Here is a 19686-nt window from a genome sequence, read left to right as displayed (position 1 = left end):
AATTAAGCGGTAAATCCAATAACCACAAGGGCCAGCTTCATAAACGAAATGCAGAGTTGCGTTAGGGTATTTGGATTCGAACTGGCGAATGAGCTTTTTAATAGCGGTTTTAGCCGAAGATATGCGCCCAAAGTGGATGGGCTGTGCCTCTCGATTGTCTTCAATGTACGCCACTTCAACAAACTCTTTCTGTGTATCTAAGTTAATGAAAAGTATGTTATTTTAGTCATACCAGCCTCTGCTGTTTAGTTAATTGACAAACTAATTATGGCGCTGGCTTTAAGCTAACCTACGAAAATGCGGAGGCTAGCACCGTGTGGTAGTCATTATGTCTGTGAATGACAGTTGTTGGCACAAATCCGATATTTAACTTCACTAATATCCTAAATTGGATACTTGGCAGATAATGTTGTGACGTTCCCAAAATGAAAAGGTTAGCTTTATTTGCTAACCTTTTTGCTATAGACGTTTTAATTATGATTAGGGAGCTAACTTTGCTTATAACTACTTATAAATTAAAGCGTTTGCCCACCAGTTGTCAGCTTCTTCTCTAAACGTGATAATTGTTCAGTAAGGGCTGTTTGGGTAAGCTCAAGTTGTGCAATGGTGCCACCAATTTCTACTTGTTTTGCATCGCGGCCTTGTGATTGTGCTTTTAACTCATCCAGTTTTGAATTTAGTGTCGCTAATTTTGTTTTAAGCGTGTTCGCTGCTTGTTGTTGTTCTTCTAAATAAGACAGCTTTAACGTAAGATCTGACTGTGCTTGTGACAAGACACTGATTTTAGCACTGGCATCACCTACAGCTTTTGTTTGTTTAGATTGGTTGCTGGCCGTTAACTCTTCAAGCTTTTTAATATCAGACTGGTTACGACGCCACGCAGAAGCCCATAACTTGTCCATTTGTGTCCAAAGCTCGTCAGTGCGCTTACTCAAGGCTGATAATTTGGCTTTAATTGCGCCTGCAGATTCACCCATTTCTTCACCGGTAGCAGAAAGCGCGCTTTCTAATTCAGCAATACGCTGTTCAGATGCGACTAACTGCGCATGAGTTTTTAAATTTTGTTTATGTAAAAAATAACCGCCAGCAGATAATGCTAAAATTGCAGCAAAACCAAGCCATGTTGTAATGTTGCTTTGTTTTACAGGTGCGGTTTGTTGAACTGTATTTTGCTGTGGTGTGGCTGATGAATTATTTGCTTGAGAAGAGGACTGCGTTGTATTTTCAACCTGGTTTAAATCGGGCACTTTACTAAATAATTCAGGTTCAATTCGTTTGTTCACAGTTCTTTCCTATTTCTTATTTTGTTACAACGTAAAGCAGCTTACTGTAAAACTCAGCAAGATGGAATCAACAAAAGATAAAGAGATTTAAACAAGCACTGATAGCGTGGTTTCTGATAAAAAAAGCAGGCTTTTTAGCGTAGAGAGGTAATTAATTTTATTTAAATATGAGCGATTACACGTTTTCAGGGGGGAACGTGTGAACATTATCTCAGTAAAAATATCTAGATCTCAAAATATTGCACACCTTGATAACCTGCATTGGTAATATGAACTTCAAGTGACGCGCCGTTTAAAATATGGTTTTGCAACTCTTTTGCAAAAACTTCTAAATCACGCATTAGCTGAGGTGCTACGTCACCACCTTGATAAACCGGGAATTTTAACATCCACTGACCCGCATCTGTTTGTTTCAGTAAGAATAATTCACCTGTTTTACCTTGGTAAACATTCTTATCTAATAGAAACTGATGAATTTGCTGCGCCATTTCTTCATTAACACTTGTTGTGTCATAAACAAACTTAGCCTCACCATGTTGGATGTAATCAAAGTCATTGCTTAACACAATAGCCGCGACGACTAAGGAAATACTTATTACCGTAATCATTAAGCCTTTTAGCATAAATTCTCTCGTACATTTAAAAACCAAAATGTATTGTAATAAAATTAATGTTTAAAAAGCAGTTTTTTAGATGAATAGCAGGGCGTTTTAAATAGTGAAACACCATCATTTTAAAAACGCCTTTGTCATTTATTTCGATTAGATTTCTCTTGCCAGCCAGTGCATAACATTCAATAAAAATTGCTCATTTTGTTCAGCCCCTTCGGCATTTAACCCCATTTTGATTTGCTGGTCTTTTTCGCCACTTAATTGTGCTGTAAACATTGCTGCTTCACCAAAAACAGCAATACGCCCTTTATGAAACTCTAATGTTGCCCCTTGTAACCAACCTTCAGCATCAATTTCAGGCGTATCATCTGGGAACTCCCATGATTTATTGGGCATTAAATTAAACGATTGTTTGCCAATCATAATTAAAGGAACTGCTTTTGGCGGTGCCAAAAATGCTTGACCAGTAAACAGTTTTATTGCGTTTACTGGGGCTTTTCCATTAATACCTTGCAATAATGGGTGGGGAAGTAGGTTTCCTTTCGCTGTTGAAAAAATTTGCTCGCGATTTTCAAGTTCCTCTACATAGCCATTGGTAAATTGAAAGCCAAAAATTGCGGCAAGCTCAGCGGCCGCTTTTGGAAACGGCATATGATCAGCAATAAGCAATAATGAACCGCCGGCTTTTACCCAGTGAAATACAGCGTCGATTTTGGCGCGTGAGAATGCACTAAAATTTGGTAAGTCCCAATCCTCTATGTTCTTTTTATTTAACGCATTGGCGATAACTAAAATATCCGTTTTCTCAAGTTGCTCTTTACTAAAAGCTGTTGTGCTTTGCGTTAATTTAAAACCATTACTTTCTAATATTTTGTCAAAGGGTTTATAGCGGTCATCTAAGGTATGAAAATTAAAATGCGCTGCATCAAGAGTTATTTTAGGCGCGTTTTGGCTTTGAAAGGTTTTACAGTGTTTTTCGGAGTAAAGTTTGCGTCAACAATTTGCTCAGCTAAGAGGGGGGGCGACATAAGCCAAAGACATCCAATCAATAATTTTTTCATTACATTTCCTTGTTTATGTTGCTGCTTAATAATGTACAGTGAAGCGCCATTACAACAAAGACATAAAATATACAATTTTAATTTGCATTGCTCACTAAATATGTATCCATTGTAAAAATGAGGTTTTTGCGTGATTTATGTCAAAAAATAGGTTGAAGACATTGGGAATGTAAAAATTAATCTGTAAACCAAATGGGTACAAGTGGAGGTTATTAGGTTGTAAACACACAAAATCTTAGCGTTAAATATTAAGGATAATATATGACATACGCATTATGGACCCTATCTGTATTATATTCTTCTTCGGCTTTTACGGCTGAATTCAACCAGTAAAAATCGCACTGTATCGACGCTGCGAATATTGTGAAAAATCAAAATTATGATGCTTTCAAGCAGCTGATTCCAGAACAAATACGTGGAAAAGAAGGGGCATTAAAACGATTTGTTGATAAACAAAATGACTAGTATACGAAGTCACGGTACGCGGGTATTAACAATTTTCTTATCCAAGACTATGAGCTGGTAGAAAACCCAGAAAGTCATCACTCTAGAGCTGTTAGAAAAAGAGTTGAAAAATGGCAAACAACCCAAGTGTTAAAGGTGAACTACAAATTTGACACGACAGTTGTGAGAAGCAATAAACCACAGTCGCTAGGTGGTTATTGCTTGTTCGCGTTGATAAATGATGGGTGGTATATGACAAATTTGTTTAACTAATTGAATACATTAAAAGTAAATAAAAGTGGAGTATTTTAGTTTGATAGCCACTTTCCATGTTTAGTTTAAATAGCAAAGAGCGCTAGAAATAATAGTTAATGCTAGTGCGCTAAATTTAACGTAAAATAGCACCATTATTTGAGTTTATATGCACATAATAATGCGGGCTTATAAATCCACTTCTTTTACTCAGCATGCATACCGCACAATTGAGTATTTCTTATTTGAAGGCAACCATGAAAAAAACATTCGAATTAACGCATCCTAAAATCAAAATCGCAAGGCGAGTTGATGCGGTAAAACATGAAGTTAAAAAATACATCAAACGTGAGCGCAATAAAAAATTGCCACAAGGTGCTGATTACTGGGACTTCGATTGTAAATTTGGTAACACTGAAGCAGAAGCAGAGGTAGTGCATTTATCACAAATCAATAAGATGATTGATAAAACCCAGCTTGAAAACTTAACCTCATTTTACATTGAAATTTTAGCAAAACCTGCGGTGCGCCAAGCTAAACTATCGCATGATGATTATGACTTTGAAGATGATTATGATGACGAGTTTGAAGGCTAATAGTAAGGCTATTACTAAATAGTGTTAGTCATTGAAAATAAAAACCGAAGCATCCAGCTTCGGTTTTTTATTGTGCTCTCTCACCCAAAAACAGCTTGTTTAGGCTTAGCGACGTTTTCGTTTATTTGATTTTTTCTTGTTAGAAACATCTGGCATTGGCTCAAAATTGCCATATTCATCGTCGTCAAACTGATGTTTATTCCCTTTTTTATTGCCTTTTTTGCTCTTAGTTGGTGAGTTATCTTTTGCGCCGCCCCACATTTGCTCAGCACGTTGCCTGCTTGGCACAAAGCCTGCGACAACTTCACGTGAAAATTTGCGATTAATCAATCGCTCTATGGCGTTTAATTGCTTTGCTTCGTCGTCACTAAAAAGCGAAATAGCTTGCCCTTTTTTACCCGCGCGACCGGTGCGACCAATACGGTGTACATAATCTTCAGCTACATAGGGTAAATCAAAATTGATAACACAAGGTAGCTGATTAATATCAATACCACGCGCAGCAAGATCTGTTGCAACAAGCACATTTACAGTTTCGTTTTTAAACTCAGTAAGGGCGATTGTGCGGGCATGCTGTGTACGATTTGCATGGATAGAATCCGCTGAAATCCCTGCGCTTTTTAATGTGTTAACTAATGCTTCAGCCCCTTGCTTCGTGCGACTAAATACAAGTAATTGAGGCCACTTTTTCTTTTTTAGTAAATGAATTAGTACATCAGTTTTTTGATGCTTATCAACGTGATATAACGTCTGTGTAATGTTTTCCACCGTACTGTTTGCTGCTTCAACTTCAATCAGGACTGGGTTTAACAGCATGGTTTCTGCAAGTGCTTTAATTTGGTTTGTAAAGGTGGCAGAAAACATCAGTGTTTGGCGTTTTGTCGGCAATAGGTTTGAGATTCTTTTGATATCATCAATAAAGCCTAAGTCCAGCATGCGATCCGCTTCATCGAGCACTAATAGAGTTAACTGCTCAAAACTGACTGCACCTTGCTGATATAAATCCATTAATCGCCCTGGCGTTGCGATAAGCACGTCTACGCCATTTTCAAGTGCTGCAATTTGTGGCTCTATTCGTACTCCGCCAAACACAGCCAGCGAGCTCACATCTAAGTGCGCCGCATAATTATTAATGCTGGTTGCAACTTGGGCTGCAAGTTCGCGCGTTGGCGTGATAATAAGCGCGCGAATATGCTTTGCTTGGATTGACTGTTGGCCTGCTACAAGCTGTAACACAGGGAGTGAAAAACCTGCTGTTTTTCCCGTACCTGTTTGGGCAATGGCCATCACATCTTTGTGCGCTAAAATCGCAGGGATGGCTTCACGTTGAATGGCTGAGGGCTCTTGATAACCTTGCTCGGTAATAGCCGTTAATAATGCTTTGGTTAAACCTAAGTTATTGAAGCTCATACAAGCTGTTCCTGATAAATTCTATAAATTAGTGTACTGACAAGCTTTAAAGCTAAAGGGAGAATACTAATTTTAAACTGTCTTTGGCTGATTTGGGCAATTCTACCACTATTAACCACTTAAACCTCCAGTCTTCGCAAAATTAACAGTTGTTAAAGTCATTTAGTGGAAAAGCAAATATTAATTACCGTCTTTGAATGGAAGAAATGGTGTTTAAGTTAGCGGATCTAACTTGATTTCATTGTCAAGGTAAGTGATTTTTGAAGGGCCATAGTCCCTGTTACAAACCAAGTGTTTTTGTTCAATGCATATCTCTACACCAGTTAAAAGGGCTTGTGTTGCGATTATAGTAATATCACTTCGGTGTAACGATAATTTGTTATTTTTCGCCTCAATGACTATTACAAGTTTGTCGATTGCGTCAAGATAGCGTACTAGGGTCTTTTTAAGGCGCGCTAATTTTTCAGAGCAGTTTTCATTACGCGATGTAAGCTGAGCTATGAGGTATTTAACTTTTCGAACTTTTGCCAGATAAAGGTGTTTCCGTTCGATAAGTGCTTTATAAGTTTGTTCCAGTCCTGCAAAGGAGTAGTTAAAATTTATCAGCATATGTGTACCAGAACGCGAGCCAAGGCTGCCAGCTGAAACGGACTTTCCGACTAAAATATCGCAACTAACCACTTTTCCATTGGGGTTTTCATCTTTACCTACCCAAAAATGACCTCTGACACAGAACTTGCAGTGCGAAGCAAACTGGCTAACGTGAATATCGCCATTTGCAAACAAGTTCACGTATTGCACATGATGCACATTAATATTACCGCCAGCGATTATGGTGCAACTTTTGTCTTCTTCATCGGTGTTTTCTATGGCGTGGCCAATTACGCCTTTGCCAATGCTAACGCTGCCGCCTGCCTCTACGTAGGCAGACTCAACACTGCCTGCAACAATAATATCGCCACTGGCTCGCGCTTTATAACCTTCGCAAATATCCCCCTGAACCATAATGGTTCCGTCAAAGCGGATATTTCCGGTACTCACATCAATATTGTTGATGTTAAATACTTTTACCACCGAGACACCATTAGGTTCGTGTTTAGGCATGCCATCAAAATCGGCAATTAAGGTTGATTCTAATTCATCAGCAAATACAGAACCTTCACTTTCAGATAAGGTGGCGGCTTGTCCTGCTTCAGGTTCGAGGGGTTTTTCAAGAACAGTAAAGCCTTTCTCTCCTAGTGTTGGCGGCACTAGTTCAGCTAATTTTTTGCCTTTTTGTACATAGCATAATTCGCCGAGCTCGCGCATGTCCACATTGCCGTTTTCAAGCAGTTTTGGGCATAGCTTTCTATCGGAAGGATCAGGCACAAGATAATTAATATAACCATTTTCTCCATTGACAGCCAGTTTGCCATTGGCAACTATTTGGCTGACTTGTTCACCTGGCTTTGCGGTTTTCGCTTGGTTAACAAGCTGCACAATCATGTCTTTATTTGCTGTTTTTTTAATACCATTTTCAATGAGCAAGTTAACTATATCAGTCTCATTAATGTGCTTTCCTGCAAAAGCGCAGGTGATCTCAATGGATGCTGTCATTTCATCCGGAGAAACTGTTAATGACATGTCGGCATCTTTGGTTGTGGCAATGGTTGCACTTAACTTATGCGAGGGTTCATCCAGCTGATCTTGTTCAAGAGAGTCAATTAGCTTTTTTAGGTTATTTTCATTTAGCAACATATTTCGGAAGTCTGATTGCTCAAATAACTGCTTAATTTTTTTTAGCTCTGGTTTGGGGGATTTTTCGACTTCTTGAATAATTAAATCGAGTTCCCTAGTATCTTTATTGTAGTCAAAACTGAAACTCGCCATAGAGTGCCTGTAAAAATAGTGCCTGTGTCCAAATAAAATTAACTAAGTAATTTAATATTAGTCGTTTAATTTTGGGTTGCGTATTTTAAGCCCTCCTTGAAAGGCAGATAAAAATCTTTTCGGTTATAGTTTTTCTTGGATGGGGGCATTTTGAACAGTTAATTTGTAAAGGCGCTTGAGTCCAGATATTGTTTTGGTGACAATCGAAAGCGGATAATTTACAAGGAATAATTATAATGAAAAAGCACTTTCAATTAGCAACAGTCGCCTGTGCGCTAGGGCTTGCGTTAGCAGGCTGTTCACAAACAAATAGTACTCTTCAAGCGGTAGAGGCATTACAACAATTACAAACACTAAAACAATATGATGCTGAAACTTTCTTTGACACCACCTCTATTATGGGCAGCAGCTTTTCACCAAATGGTGACAAAATACTGGTGAGCAGTGATAAAAGTGGCATTTATAGCCTTTATGCTGTTGATATTAAAACTGCAAAAAAAACACGCTTAACAGATTTTCAAGACAGTACCTATGCGGTGCGTTATTTTCCAAATGATGAACGCGTGATCTTTACCAAAGATTCAGGCGGTAATGAGCGTTTTCATGTGTATGTACGCGAAGTTGACGGCAGTGTTAAAGACTTAACACCGGGCGGTGAAACCCGTGCGCGCTTTGCCGGTTTCACAGAAGATGGTAGTCATTTTTACATTACCAGTAACCAACGCGATGCTAAGTTTATGGACTTGTACCGTGTTGACGCCAAAAGCTATGAAGTAACGCCTGTTTATCAAAATAAAATGGGGTTAGATGTGGGTGCAATTAGTCCGGACGGCCGTTTTATTGCGCTTTCTAAAAATAACTCAAACAAAGATAGCGACGTGTTTATTCTCGATACGATGAAAAAAACACTTAAACCAGAGTTGATTGCTGGCAAAGATGTTGAAGCCACATTTGGCCCAGAAACCTTCTCGCGAGACAGCAAGGCACTTTATTACTCAACCAACGCAAAAGGCGAATTTGCACAGATTTGGCGCTACGATTTAACCTCGGGTGAACATCGCCTTGCGCTCAAAGATGAGTGGGATGTTAACTTTATTTACTTTTCTAAATCAGGGCGCTACCAAGTGAGTGGTGTAAATGCTGATGCCAGCACTAAAGTCACTGTGATGGATACAAAAACTGGGCAATCGATTGCGATGCCAAGTTTACCTGCGGGTAATTTACGTGGCGTAAATTTCTCGGCAGATGAAAAAACCATGGCGTTTTACTTAAATTCCGATACGTCACCGAATAATTTATTTGTTTGGCAGGTAGGGTCATCAAACGCATCGCAACTTACCAACAGTTTAAGCGCAGCAATTGATCAAAATGATCTGGTTGAAAGTACTATTGTGCGCTTTAAAAGCTTTGATGGGCTAGAAATCCCGGGCGTGCTATACAAACCAAAACAAGCAAATAGCAATAATAAAGTGCCTGCACTTGTGTGGGTGCATGGCGGACCAGGTGGACAGAGCCGCACCGGTTATAGCGCTATGCAGCAGCACTTGGTAAACCATGGCTATGCTATTTTTGCGGTGAATAACCGTGGTAGCTCGGGCTACGGCAAAACCTTCTTCCATTTGGATGATAAAAAACACGGTACCGATGATTTACAAGACATTGTGTACGGTAAAAAACACCTACAAAGTTTAGACTGGGTAGATGGCGATAAAATTGGCATTATGGGTGGCAGTTATGGCGGCTTTATGACCGCGGCGGCGCTTGCGTTTGAGCCGGAAGAATTTGAAGTGGGTATTAATATTTTTGGTGTAACTAATTGGGTCAGAACGCTTAATTCTATTCCACCATGGTGGGAGAGCTTTAAAAAAGCGCTTTATGATGAAATGGGCGACCCAGCAACAGATGGTGAGCGTCACCGCGCTATTTCGCCATTATTCCATGCTAAAAATATCACCAAACCACTAATGGTAATTCAAGGCGCGAATGATCCTCGTGTTCTGCAAGTGGAAAGTGATGAGCTGGTGGCAGCGGTAAAAGCTAATGGTGTGCCGGTAGAATATATATTATTTGATGATGAAGGCCATGGTTTTACTAAAAAAGAAAACCGCATTGAAGCATCAAATGCTTACCTTAAGTTTTTAAATACCTATTTAAATAACTAATTAACATTTTTAAAATTGCAAAAAGCCGGAGTAATCTCCGGCTTGTTTGTGAATGCGAGTAATCATAGAGAAGCTACTTTTAAGGGTTTTCACATTAGATTTTGGATGAAATGTTAAATAGTCATAAGCCATTTTAAAAACTGCTTTTTCTCGAAGGCAGTTTCAAAACGCACATTCTTACGCTCAGCATTATCGGTAAAGACAACGCTGTTTTTATTTACGGAAATGGATAAAATTGGCGGCTGAGCATTTATGCTAGCGGCACTAAATGTATGTATCATATTAGATCTTTTATATTTTTACTTGGGGGTACTGTAAGACAAAAACTGATGGGTTAATTTAAGGAGGCGTATTATACCAATTCACTTAAGTAGCTGATCATCCTAGCGGACTAAATATCATGCTAACTGCGTTAGAATTTATCAATGTAGAACAACTACATAAGAAAAATTCCGCCTTGTTATCATTTCATTTATCTAGCGCTATCCCTGATCACATACTTAACAGAATTGGTATTACAGTGATAATAAGGCTAGTTGTTACTAGCCTTGGAAGAGCACTTAATTATAGTGCTACAACATTTGAAGCTTGTGGGCCTTTTGGGCCTTGCTCAACAGTGAATTGAACCTGCTGACCTTCGTCTAATGACTTATAACCATCAGAAACGATTGCGCGAAAATGTACAAACACATCTTTGCCACCGTCAGTTGGTGTTACAAATCCAAAACCTTTTTCTTGGTTAAACCACTTTACTACGCCAGTTACTGAATCAGACATATTGAAACCTTTTATTAATTAATTTGTGGTGAAATCTCACCGGATAAAGCTATAGATAAACAAGTAAAACAGTAACCAATAAAGCAAATATAGATACCAGTTCGACTTAAAATTAATAAAGAAGAAAGAGAAACAAAACGTGCAGTAGTAGATAAAGCTTTAAATTTCTAAAGCCTGCGAAGTTTACGGTAGTAATGTGGGTTTGTATACTTTTTAATTAATTTTATTTATAAATGCGAGTTTATTTAGAGAAACCATTTGGTGATTTTTTTATGTTAGATTTAGCTTATTTGCGCTCTTTAACCACAAAAAGAATTTTTACATGCAATCAATAAAAGGGAGGAAAGCTCCTTTTCATTGGTAAGTGTTTAACGCTACAAGGTTTCTTCACAACTGATGATGTAATTTGTTTATGTCTATTTAGTATTAGAAGAGACATGAAAACGCTTACTGTTGTACAAGTACTCTAATTGATGCTGCTGCAATTGTGGTGCAATTTCAAACATGGTTAACCATTACATTTGCAACAATATCGCTGTATTGTCAGCATAAGAATTACTGATATTTAAAATGACATGGTTAATTACAATATAGTAGTTATGTCGAGAACATGTTGCTTAACAACGAGTGCAGTATAACGTTTATTTATAGTCTTAATATGCGCATTAAATGCGAGCAAATCGTCACCGCTAAGTTGAATATTACTGGGTTGCTTCATCTTCAGAGGGTTAATCACTCGGCCATTTTTATGTAATTCGTAATGTAAATGGCGCGCTGTGGACAACCCAGTATTGCCTAAATAACCAATTATTTGACCTTGGCGTACGAGGCTCCCTTGTTTTATGCCTTTTGCAAATCCTTTTAAATGCGCATACAAGCTGCGATAGCCATTGCTATGATCAATCAATACGCGGTTACCAAAACTTTTGCTATAACTTGCTTTAATCACCTTACCTTTGCCGGCAGCCATAATGGGAGTGCCAATCGGTGCACTAAAATCAATCCCTTTATGTTGGCGTGTATAGCCTAAAACCGGGTGCTTACGTTTACCAAAATACGACGATAAGCGCGCACCATTGAGTGGTGTTTTCATCAAAAAATTTTGTGCTAGTTTACCATCTTCAAAATAAAAGGCGTTTTGGTATTGATATAAGCTGTATTGCTTACCTTGATTTTTAAAGTCAATGGCAACAAGCATTTGAGGTGGTGAAAACTGATTAAATAAATGCGTATCGTGTTTGACTTTGGATACAGTAAAATTAAGCGTGATTTCATCACCTTGTCTTATCTCCCTTTGGAAATCAATAAAGTGTGACATTGCTATAATAGCGCTATTAACCACATTTTGCGGCACATTGGCTTTATTGGCCGCTTGATAAAGACTGTGATCAATTGAAAATGAACGGCTGACTTCATGTGTGAAAAGTGGTGTTTCAACTTCTGCAATTTGCCATTTATTATTAACTAATGTAGCTTCAATGACTTTAGCATAATCGTTCGCAAAGCGAATTGTTTTACTTTCTTTTGTTTCAATAACGTCAAATTGTGTATTGATTCTAATTTTTGTGAAATCAAAATGAGGTTTGACTGATTTTGCTAAATTAATAATATTCGCCAAGCTAAAACCTGCAGATTTTAAGACATGAGTAAGGGTTTCGTCCTGACTTAACGTGTAAGTTTTTTGCAATTGCCCTGTGGTTATTGGCGCTTCTTCGCTTATAATTACTGTTTTAGGCTTGTTTGGAATTTCAGCACTTTGCTCCTGTTTTGCCACTGGCGGATTATTGTTTTGCTTGTCATCTGAACAGCCACTTATCAATAAAGTAAGCAGAAAAATATGTAAATACAGCATGTTATTTATCTTTTAAGTAGTTAAGTGGGTCGACAGCTTGGCCGTGATGCGCGAGTTCAAAATGCAAGTGGGTACCAGTGACTCGGCCGGTATCTCCCATTTTTCCGAGCACATCACCTTGCTTGATCCATTGCCCTTCAGTTACATCCACCTGATCTAAATGGGCATACAGAGATTGCCATCCATTACTATGTTGTATCACAACAGCTTTACCTAGTCCGCTATGCATAGTGTGCTTATCCGGATAAGTTACGATTACCTTACCGGTTTTTGTTGCCAAGATAGGTGTGCCTTTTATATCTACTAAGTCAATTCCACGGTGGGGGCGCAAATTACGGAATTTAGCAATATGGCCATAATAGGAGCTGATTGCAATGTTGCTTACAGGAAAGCGCCACTCCTCTTGAATATACTGTATTTGGGCAAATGCAGTTTTGGTAAAAAGTAAAAAACTGGCAAAAAACACAAAGACTAAAACAGCTTTGCCAATTAACATAGGCGGCTCATTAATAATATAGTCAAAGCGTTTTTTGTAATCATTTAAATTTAATGATTGCCCATTAAATGGCGTTGCAAACGGATTTGATATTGTTTGATGAGAAAGCTTAATACATAACAACAGCGTGTTTGCATAATCTTCTTTTGAAATAGTATTTTGCGTTATCGTCTGTAAGTCGCAGCGTTGCTCCATGGCGTTAATATACAGCTGGTTGAGCATTTTTAGCCCGGGGTTAAACCAACATACTTCAATAATTACTAACCAGAGCCAAGCTTGCAGGTGATCGCGATTATTTATATGGGTTAATTCATGGGCGATAATAATATCTTGCTGCGATTTACTTAAATGCAAAAAATATTGTGGTAGTACCAAGGTTGGTTTGATAATACCTATAACAAACGGCGATTGGTTGATTGGCATAACAACGCAAGGTACTTTTGTCTGTGTAGGGCACCCCGTTAGTAATCAACTTTTTTGCTTGAAAATAACGTTTTAAAACGCGAAAAAAACGAAGCGCTGCAGGCACAGCTAAGATGATCAGTAAGAGTGTGTCGAGCTGTAAAGTACTTTGAGTATTGGATTGTTTTGCAACTTCGCTAACAAAAGTTAACTGCTGCTGTGCTTGGTCATTTAACCACATGAAATTAGTATTATCTACTTCCACCCAGTCAATGTTTGGCATAAAAATACCAAGCGAAAGCGCTAAAGCTACCCAACAAGTGATTGGCGAAAGGCGGTCCGTAAGTGCAATTTTTTTATGCACAAATGCAAGAAAATAGGTGAGTATTACCCACCCAATTAAGGTCAATAACAGCATCATTTTTTATTTTTTTGTATGTTAATTAAGTGAGCTTCAAGTTCATTCAATTCGTTTTGTTCAAACAATTGACTGCTTGAGAACATCGCAACAGGTAATGCACCATCGATTTCAAGCACCCGTTCTGAAAAATCTTTAACAAACGAAGCCATTGTAGGCACTTTCTTAAGTAATGCTGTATAGATTTTTTTGTTGCTCTCAGTTTCAACGCTTAAATAAGCTTTTTGTGCCATGCGCTCAAGCGTTTTACGGGTAGAGGAGTAACTCCAACCGTAAAGTGATTCCATACGCTGATGGATCTCTTTGCCCGTAAGAGGCTGTTGTTGCCAAAGGCACTTTAAGATTTCGAGTTCTGGTGCGGTGAGTTGCAAAACAATTTCCTTGAACAAATACATTTTATGTGTGACAAGTGTCGCAATTTGTCATAAGTTAAGGCGCGACACAAGTCGCAGTTTTGGCTTTGTAAAGAATAGCAGTATATAAAGAGCTAGTTGAAATAGCCCAATAGATTGGTTAGAAAAGCTAATAGTTAGGTCTATTGGCAACTTTGGTTTCAATGATATTTTATAAAAATCATAAATATCAGATGGTTATAATTTGGTATGTTGATTGCTTTTAACAGCCCGATAATTATTATAAATAACGGATTTAGAGTTAATGCACACATTTATGAATCGGCTATCAAAAGCAACCTTGCCAGTTGTATTTGCTTTTATGACAACAGGTTGTATTGGAGTTGTAGGTCATCAATTTATTAAAACGGATGATTCGGGCGCTGTTATTGAGCTTAAAAAGTATTATGTGCAACAAGGCCATGAGTACCTGGTAACAGCCGATTTAACAGGCCCTGTGGTGCTTGCTGAAGATGCATTTACCGTTCTAAAAATGGTAAAGGGCAGTAGCATCAGAATCAAAAACACCGATACTGGTGAAGTACTAAAAATTAGTGAGGAAAACGGCAATGCCACTTACACCTTGTTACAACACAAAAATAGCAGCGAACCATCAACAAAACAAATTAAAGCTACCATGCAAAGCCTGTTTAATTTCACGCCGTTAGCGGCTGAAGAGCGTATTAATGCGCTCGTAAAACACCAAAATTTAGCTGCTGCACTTACACAAGTAGAAAAAGCACAAAATGACGATACTAAAGCGGCTTATGTATCGGTTATCAGCAAACAATCGCTTGAACAACAAGCACAAAAGCGCGTGCTTAATGTGCTTTCAAAAATTAGCAGTGACTATAGTCAAAAGGTTGCCGCACTGGATTTTGTTGAAAAGCAAACGTCATTATCAAAAACAGTTTGGCTTACATTGTTTGATGGACTGGAAAATATAGGGTCAGACTACGAACTACGCACATTGCTGTCATCAATTGCTGTTAGGTTGCCAGATGACAAAGCTGTTCATAGCGCGTTTTTTGATGCGAGCAAGACCATTGGCAGTGACTATGAAAAGTACCGTTTAATGAGTGAAATTTTAGCGCAAACAAACTCCTTACAAATTACAGATATGCTAGCGGCAAGTCATGATATTGGTTCAGATTATGAAGCGTATCGATTAATTTACGACGTAGCGCCAAACGCAAATACTGAAAACGATATCAATGCTCTGTTAGATTTTATTTTGACGATTGACTCTGATTACGAGATGCAACGTTCATTTTTATCGCTGCCATACAACAAAATGAATGAAGCGCAAACGGTGTTTGCGCTAGAAATTGCAGGGGCAGAAATTGGTTCTGATTATGAACTAGCTAAAGTGCTTGTTTATGTCTCTGAGCAAAGCCCTTATAAAGCAAATTTAGTAAAAAATGTGAAACACGCTATGTCGAGCATTAGCAGCGACAGGGAAAAGATGAAAGTTTATGAGGTGCTCTAAGCCAAAAACTTAACTTCTAATTTAACAGCCAGTTTGTGAACTGGCTTATTTTATGAGTTGGAACATGGGCAATATCAGTTTAGCTATCATAAAGGTGCCATTTTGCTAGCAATGCATTGTAATGGCCTGAGTACTTAATGCTATGAATTGCCGAACTAATCACACTTTTAGTCTCAACAGCTAGCTTTTTATTGGCAACAATATGAAGTTCTTTTGGAAAGTCTTTTAAACGCAGCTTTTTCTCTATAAGAGTAGGGTCAAGGCCAATACTGGTTAACTCATCTTCAAGGTGTAATGTGTTAGTTAATACCAAATCCGTACGATCTTTATATAGCATTTTCATTAAACTGGCAGGATCTGGTGCTAAAACAAGATCTTTCTCAAGGGTAAACCCTGCTTTTTCTAGATAACCTTGGCTAAAATAACCTCTTACCGTACTTACTCTTAAGCCACGTGCACTTTGTAAGTTAGTAAGTATAAATATTTTTTCTTTTTTGCCAACCAAATAAGCATGTGCGGTAAAAACCTCTCCTAAAAAGTCATAATTTTCTGCACGACTAGGTGTTTGCAACAACGATATCATTAAAGTGTTAGCGTCATTTTGTAACTCTCTAAAAGCGCGGGCTTGCGGCATTATTTCTATGGTGCCATCGCAATTACATTCATTTAAAATAGCCTTGACAACATCAACTAAAAAACCGTCAGCTTGGTTTTTTTCATCAATAAAATGAAGTGGATATAAGTCTTCAGCGATAAAACGTAGGGTATTTGCTGACTTTGCTTGAACAGCAAAGATAAGTGAGAATAAGGTAAGGCAAATATAAAGAACGTTTTTCATAAAGCAAAAGCACTAAAACAACATATTTTTAACCATGCCTAACTTATAACAGATATTCCAGCCGTCTAGCATGATATGCCCTAGATAACATGGGCATATTTTTGTGATCATACATCCCAATTAATCTTCAGGCCCTTTGAGGGTAAATTGAAGGTGTTTTCGCATATCTTTAAGTACTACCCCTTTTTTCACAAGTGCTGCACTTAAACGTTTTTGCCATTTGAGTAAGTCTGGCTTTGCATTAGTAAGTTGTTGCTCATCCTCAAATTGGAAGCATAGCAAAAGAGAACCTGGGAATAGGTGATATTCCACATCAAACCAACATTGCACCATGCCTGGAACTTCAGTGCGCGCTTGCTCTTCTAACTTATCGGCAATTTCAAGTACTAAGGCTTGTTGTTTTTGTTGTACTTTGGAAAGTTTTTTCATTATGAAATCTAAAAAAGGTCAATAAGCCTTGATTATAACTAACCATTTAGTTGGGCAACAAGCGTGGCTGTCATTTAAAAGTTTTGAGTTGTGATCGTATTGTAAGACACTAATGAATGGGTTATGTGAGTTGGTCACTACAGTAAATATGCCACTACATTCACGATGAGATTGTAGAAGGCGTTGAAACATTATCGCAATTCGAAACACTGAAAATGATGGGAGTAAAAGTGTTCCAAGGCTACTTATTACAAAAATCTATGCCATTTAATGATTTTATAAAATTAGCCAAAAAAATTAATGTAGAAATAAACGTTTTTATTTGATTTAAAGCGAAAGCTTTTTGTAGGTAAATTTTTTATGTTGATAAAAAACAATATAGTTGTTCTGAAATATTTTGAATAAAACAAATCTAACAAATAGGTGAATCATTGCTTGTCAGAACGGCAAAAGAGGCAGATACTTTCTAAAAATACAGAGTGTTTAATACATTTACTGTCCTTTTTAATAACCGTTCTTTTTAACTGGTTTACCAACTGATAAAGAGCGATTGAAAACGTGTCATTTTAGAGTGAACATTAATGAACACATTGAGCAATGAGTTTATCGATTTATTAAAAGAAATTATTCGCCATCCAAGTGTGGTAGGGGCGGAGCATTCATTTTTTCGTGTCTTACAACGTGAGCTTGAAGAACGTGGCGCAACTGTAACTTGGTATGAAGGTTTATTGGTTGCGCAAGGAAAAAAACCGTTCAGTACCATGTTTTCGGCACATATTGATCGTCATGGTTTAATTTGTACTGGCCCAAATGAATTTCAGTATGCAGCATTTATTTCTGCCAATCGTACAGACTTACTGAATAACTCTGTGTCGGAAGAGTTAATGACAAAGATTACTGAACGCTTTCAGACCACACCGGTTTTTGCATACGAACCTTGGTCAGGTGCGTATCGTGGGCAGGGAATGATTAAAAGCTCTTACGTTTGTGAATTTCGTAATAACTTAATTTTTGAAATTGATGGCTTAGAAAGCGCTGTTGCAGGTACGCCAGTTGCCTTTAAAGATAAATTACGCATTGAAAATGAGCGCTTAATTGGCCAACTTGATAATGTGCTAACAGCAGCAGCATTAGTGCATTTATTTAGTTTGGGTTTTGAAGGAACCGTGTTTTTCACAGCGCAAGAGGAAGCCGGTAAAAGTTGGCGATATTTACTTGAATGGTTTCGTCGTTTTGGTGGCTCAACAAACCGTTTATTTGTAGTTGATACCAGCCCGTTCCCAGATGAAGATGCTGCAAACGAACAATTATTAGTGCTTAGAAAAAAAGATGCGAATGCCACTTTTAATGAAGAAGCCACACAATTAGTTGAAGCAATTTGTAAAGAGCAACAGTTTAGTTACATTTATAAAGACGAATATATGGAGAAAATAAACCGACTATTAGCTGAAAGGGGGGAAGCGCCACGCTCGATTGGCAGTACTGAACTTGGTCGGATTATTGCAAGTTCAAATGGTCTAGTAGATGGCACCACTATTCAAGTACCTACAACTGGCTATCACACGATGGAAGAATCAGGTGCACTCGCATCGGTTGACGCTTTTTTGAAAATGCTTAAATGCTTGTATGAAAAAGCTTAAAGCCTCCTCTTTAGTTTTGTATTTTTGATGGCTTGGGTCTTTAAAGCCATCTTTTTGCGATTTGAAGCTAATTGAAAATACATTGGCAAGTTTGCTAGATTTGATGAAATAGCGCTAAATTTGTTAGTGCAAATTACTAATATCATTAGCTTCTTCAATTGCCATTCTGATGTGCAAAATAGCCTGATTGATATGCATCATATATTTTTTGTTTTATATCAGCTTCTTTCATTTCGAGCTTGTGAAGTTTGCTGAAACCAAAAAAAGTTTCTTTGTTTCTCATTTCTTCAAGGGCAATGGGAGAGACTTTAAGGTCCGCCTCTTTTATCTCTTTTGAAAAAGAGTTGATCATCGCAGGGCTTACCATAATTAAGTCGATACGATTTTTGAGTAATAAGCTGAAACCAATTCTGACATTCTGAATGTCAATTTTCTGAAGTGACTCATCATTATCAAATCTTGAGAAGTATCGCACACCTCTTGAAACACCGATGATCTTATCTTGAAAGTCATTATATGTTGATATTTGTATTCCATCCTTAGAAATAACTCTGAGAGCATCTGCAGGCTTAAATGGTGCAAAGAATGCAAAATCTTGTCTCTCAGGTAAAGGGTTTAATGCAGCAATAACATCTACATCTCCTCGTTTGAGTAGAGCAACACACCTGGCAAAATTGGGTGATTGTAAAAATGTTAGATTTAGATCTAACAAAGTCGCTAATTTATGCAAGGCTGTAATATGAATACCGCTTGGGGGGTCACCGAGCACTTGATATGGAGGATGATCATCAATACACGCTAAAATGTCATTGTTATGGGCATTCGCATTTACTGAAAAAACGAATGCTAAGACTAATAGCATACTATTTATCGAGAACTTGTTAATTCTGAAAACCGTCATTTAATTTACAAAACACACCATTTTATTGAACCAAGAGAATGATAAAGAGATTCTCTTAATATTAGCATAAGGCCACGCTTGTCATACTTTTACCTACCTTAACACCAGATAAGAAACGATTAAATCCTCTTTCGTATTTTTGATAACTTCTCGGTATAAAAAAGTTCCGTCGGATGTATGGAGGAAAATTTTCGAGTATTTCTCTTATAGTAACTTAACATTTATTTGAGTAGCATAATCAGTGGGCAATTATTGCCATATAAAGGTTGCTATTTTAATCCTTCATTGAATCACTCTTAATCCTTACAAGGTCTAGATTTACAGCTCTGCTGATTGTATCAACAAAGCCTTTCCTTACAGTTTT

The 19686-nt window shown here is 37.8% G+C and carries 18 protein-coding genes and 1 pseudogene; 4 read left to right on the top strand and 15 right to left on the bottom strand.

Going from position 1 to position 19686, the window contains the following annotated elements; genetic code table 11:
• The 4 genes and pseudogenes from ABYD77_RS00670 to ABYD77_RS00655 form a co-directional block, all read right to left on the bottom strand.
• Positions 1-216, bottom strand: a pseudogene (locus ABYD77_RS00670) (IS110 family transposase); the annotation flags it as partial.
• A gap of 299 nt (positions 217-515) precedes the next feature.
• On the bottom strand, positions 516-1283 hold the full coding sequence (locus ABYD77_RS00665; protein ID WP_372765994.1) for a hypothetical protein: 768 nt from the start codon (positions 1281-1283) through the stop codon (positions 516-518).
• A 224-nt stretch (positions 1284-1507) separates the two neighbouring features.
• Entirely contained in the window at positions 1508-1906 is a 399-nt protein-coding gene (locus tag ABYD77_RS00660; protein WP_372765991.1) for a hypothetical protein, read from the bottom strand.
• 138 nt (positions 1907-2044) lie between these two features.
• Positions 2045-2545: a hypothetical protein gene (locus ABYD77_RS00655; protein ID WP_372765989.1), complete on the bottom strand. Its 501-nt coding sequence runs from the start codon at positions 2543-2545 to the stop codon at positions 2045-2047.
• Positions 2546-3908: 1363 nt separating this feature from the next.
• Between ABYD77_RS00655 and ABYD77_RS00650 the strand changes: the two genes are divergently transcribed.
• The gene (locus ABYD77_RS00650) at positions 3909-4247 is read left to right on the top strand and encodes a DUF6172 family protein (RefSeq protein WP_372765987.1); all 339 of its coding nucleotides are present in this window, start codon (positions 3909-3911) and stop codon (positions 4245-4247) included.
• 105 nt (positions 4248-4352) lie between these two features.
• Here the strand turns inward: ABYD77_RS00650 and ABYD77_RS00645 are convergent, their stop codons facing one another.
• Together ABYD77_RS00645 and ABYD77_RS00640 are read right to left on the bottom strand one after the other, a co-directional pair.
• Positions 4353-5657: a DEAD/DEAH box helicase gene (locus tag ABYD77_RS00645; protein ID WP_372765985.1), complete on the bottom strand. Its 1305-nt coding sequence runs from the start codon at positions 5655-5657 to the stop codon at positions 4353-4355.
• Positions 5658-5870: 213 nt separating this feature from the next.
• Positions 5871-7526: a DUF342 domain-containing protein gene (locus ABYD77_RS00640; RefSeq protein ID WP_372765983.1), complete on the bottom strand. Its 1656-nt coding sequence runs from the start codon at positions 7524-7526 to the stop codon at positions 5871-5873.
• A 236-nt stretch (positions 7527-7762) separates the two neighbouring features.
• On the opposite strand from ABYD77_RS00640, the gene ABYD77_RS00635 reads away from it, so the two are divergent.
• A complete protein-coding gene (locus ABYD77_RS00635; protein WP_372765980.1) occupies positions 7763-9688 on the top strand; it encodes an alpha/beta fold hydrolase in 1926 nt (641 codons plus the stop codon).
• A gap of 113 nt (positions 9689-9801) precedes the next feature.
• On the opposite strand, the gene ABYD77_RS00630 is transcribed toward ABYD77_RS00635, so the two are convergent.
• From ABYD77_RS00630 to ABYD77_RS00605, 6 genes are all read right to left on the bottom strand, one after another.
• The gene (locus ABYD77_RS00630) at positions 9802-9969 is read right to left on the bottom strand and encodes a hypothetical protein (protein WP_372765978.1); all 168 of its coding nucleotides are present in this window, start codon (positions 9967-9969) and stop codon (positions 9802-9804) included.
• 283 nt (positions 9970-10252) lie between these two features.
• Entirely contained in the window at positions 10253-10465 is a 213-nt protein-coding gene (locus ABYD77_RS00625; protein ID WP_372765976.1) for a cold shock domain-containing protein, read from the bottom strand.
• A gap of 583 nt (positions 10466-11048) precedes the next feature.
• Complete coding sequence (locus ABYD77_RS00620) at positions 11049-12317, bottom strand: M23 family metallopeptidase (RefSeq protein WP_372765975.1); 1269 nt, start codon at positions 12315-12317, stop codon at positions 11049-11051.
• A 1-nt stretch (position 12318) separates the two neighbouring features.
• On the bottom strand, positions 12319-13236 hold the full coding sequence (locus ABYD77_RS00615; RefSeq protein WP_372765973.1) for a peptidoglycan DD-metalloendopeptidase family protein: 918 nt from the start codon (positions 13234-13236) through the stop codon (positions 12319-12321).
• Positions 13154-13636, bottom strand: coding sequence for a hypothetical protein (locus ABYD77_RS00610; protein ID WP_372765971.1), 483 nt, complete (start codon positions 13634-13636; stop codon positions 13154-13156). Before ABYD77_RS00610 ends, ABYD77_RS00615 begins: the two co-directional genes overlap by 83 nt.
• Entirely contained in the window at positions 13633-14004 is a 372-nt protein-coding gene (locus ABYD77_RS00605) for a BlaI/MecI/CopY family transcriptional regulator (protein WP_372765969.1), read from the bottom strand. Before ABYD77_RS00605 ends, ABYD77_RS00610 begins: the two co-directional genes overlap by 4 nt.
• Positions 14005-14302: 298 nt before the next feature.
• Here ABYD77_RS00605 and ABYD77_RS00600 point away from each other — a divergent pair, with 298 nt between their 5' ends.
• A complete protein-coding gene (locus ABYD77_RS00600; RefSeq protein ID WP_372765967.1) occupies positions 14303-15514 on the top strand; it encodes a hypothetical protein in 1212 nt (403 codons plus the stop codon).
• 79 nt (positions 15515-15593) lie between these two features.
• Here ABYD77_RS00600 and ABYD77_RS00595 read toward each other — a convergent pair whose 3' ends face one another.
• Together ABYD77_RS00595 and ABYD77_RS00590 are read right to left on the bottom strand one after the other, a co-directional pair.
• Positions 15594-16352 (bottom strand): substrate-binding periplasmic protein, encoded by a 759-nt coding sequence (locus tag ABYD77_RS00595; RefSeq protein WP_372765965.1) that lies wholly within the window; start codon positions 16350-16352, stop codon positions 15594-15596.
• 120 nt (positions 16353-16472) lie between these two features.
• Positions 16473-16781 (bottom strand): hypothetical protein, encoded by a 309-nt coding sequence (locus ABYD77_RS00590; protein ID WP_372765963.1) that lies wholly within the window; start codon positions 16779-16781, stop codon positions 16473-16475.
• Positions 16782-17362: 581 nt separating this feature from the next.
• On the opposite strand from ABYD77_RS00590, the gene ABYD77_RS00585 reads away from it, so the two are divergent.
• Positions 17363-18421 carry a peptidase M42 gene (locus tag ABYD77_RS00585; RefSeq protein ID WP_372765961.1) on the top strand — a complete coding sequence of 353 codons (1059 nt, stop codon included), beginning with the start codon at positions 17363-17365 and terminating at the stop codon, positions 18419-18421.
• Between the two features lie 154 nt (positions 18422-18575).
• Here ABYD77_RS00585 and ABYD77_RS00580 read toward each other — a convergent pair whose 3' ends face one another.
• Positions 18576-19283 carry a substrate-binding periplasmic protein gene (locus ABYD77_RS00580; protein WP_372765959.1) on the bottom strand — a complete coding sequence of 236 codons (708 nt, stop codon included), beginning with the start codon at positions 19281-19283 and terminating at the stop codon, positions 18576-18578.
• Positions 19284-19686: the final 403 nt, after the last annotated feature.

This window comes from Pseudoalteromonas sp. (assembly GCF_041629635.1).
Taxonomy (GTDB): Bacteria; Pseudomonadota; Gammaproteobacteria; order Enterobacterales; family Alteromonadaceae; genus Pseudoalteromonas.
Note: the sequence above shows the minus strand (reverse complement) of the source record. Positions and strands in the feature narration are given on the sequence as shown.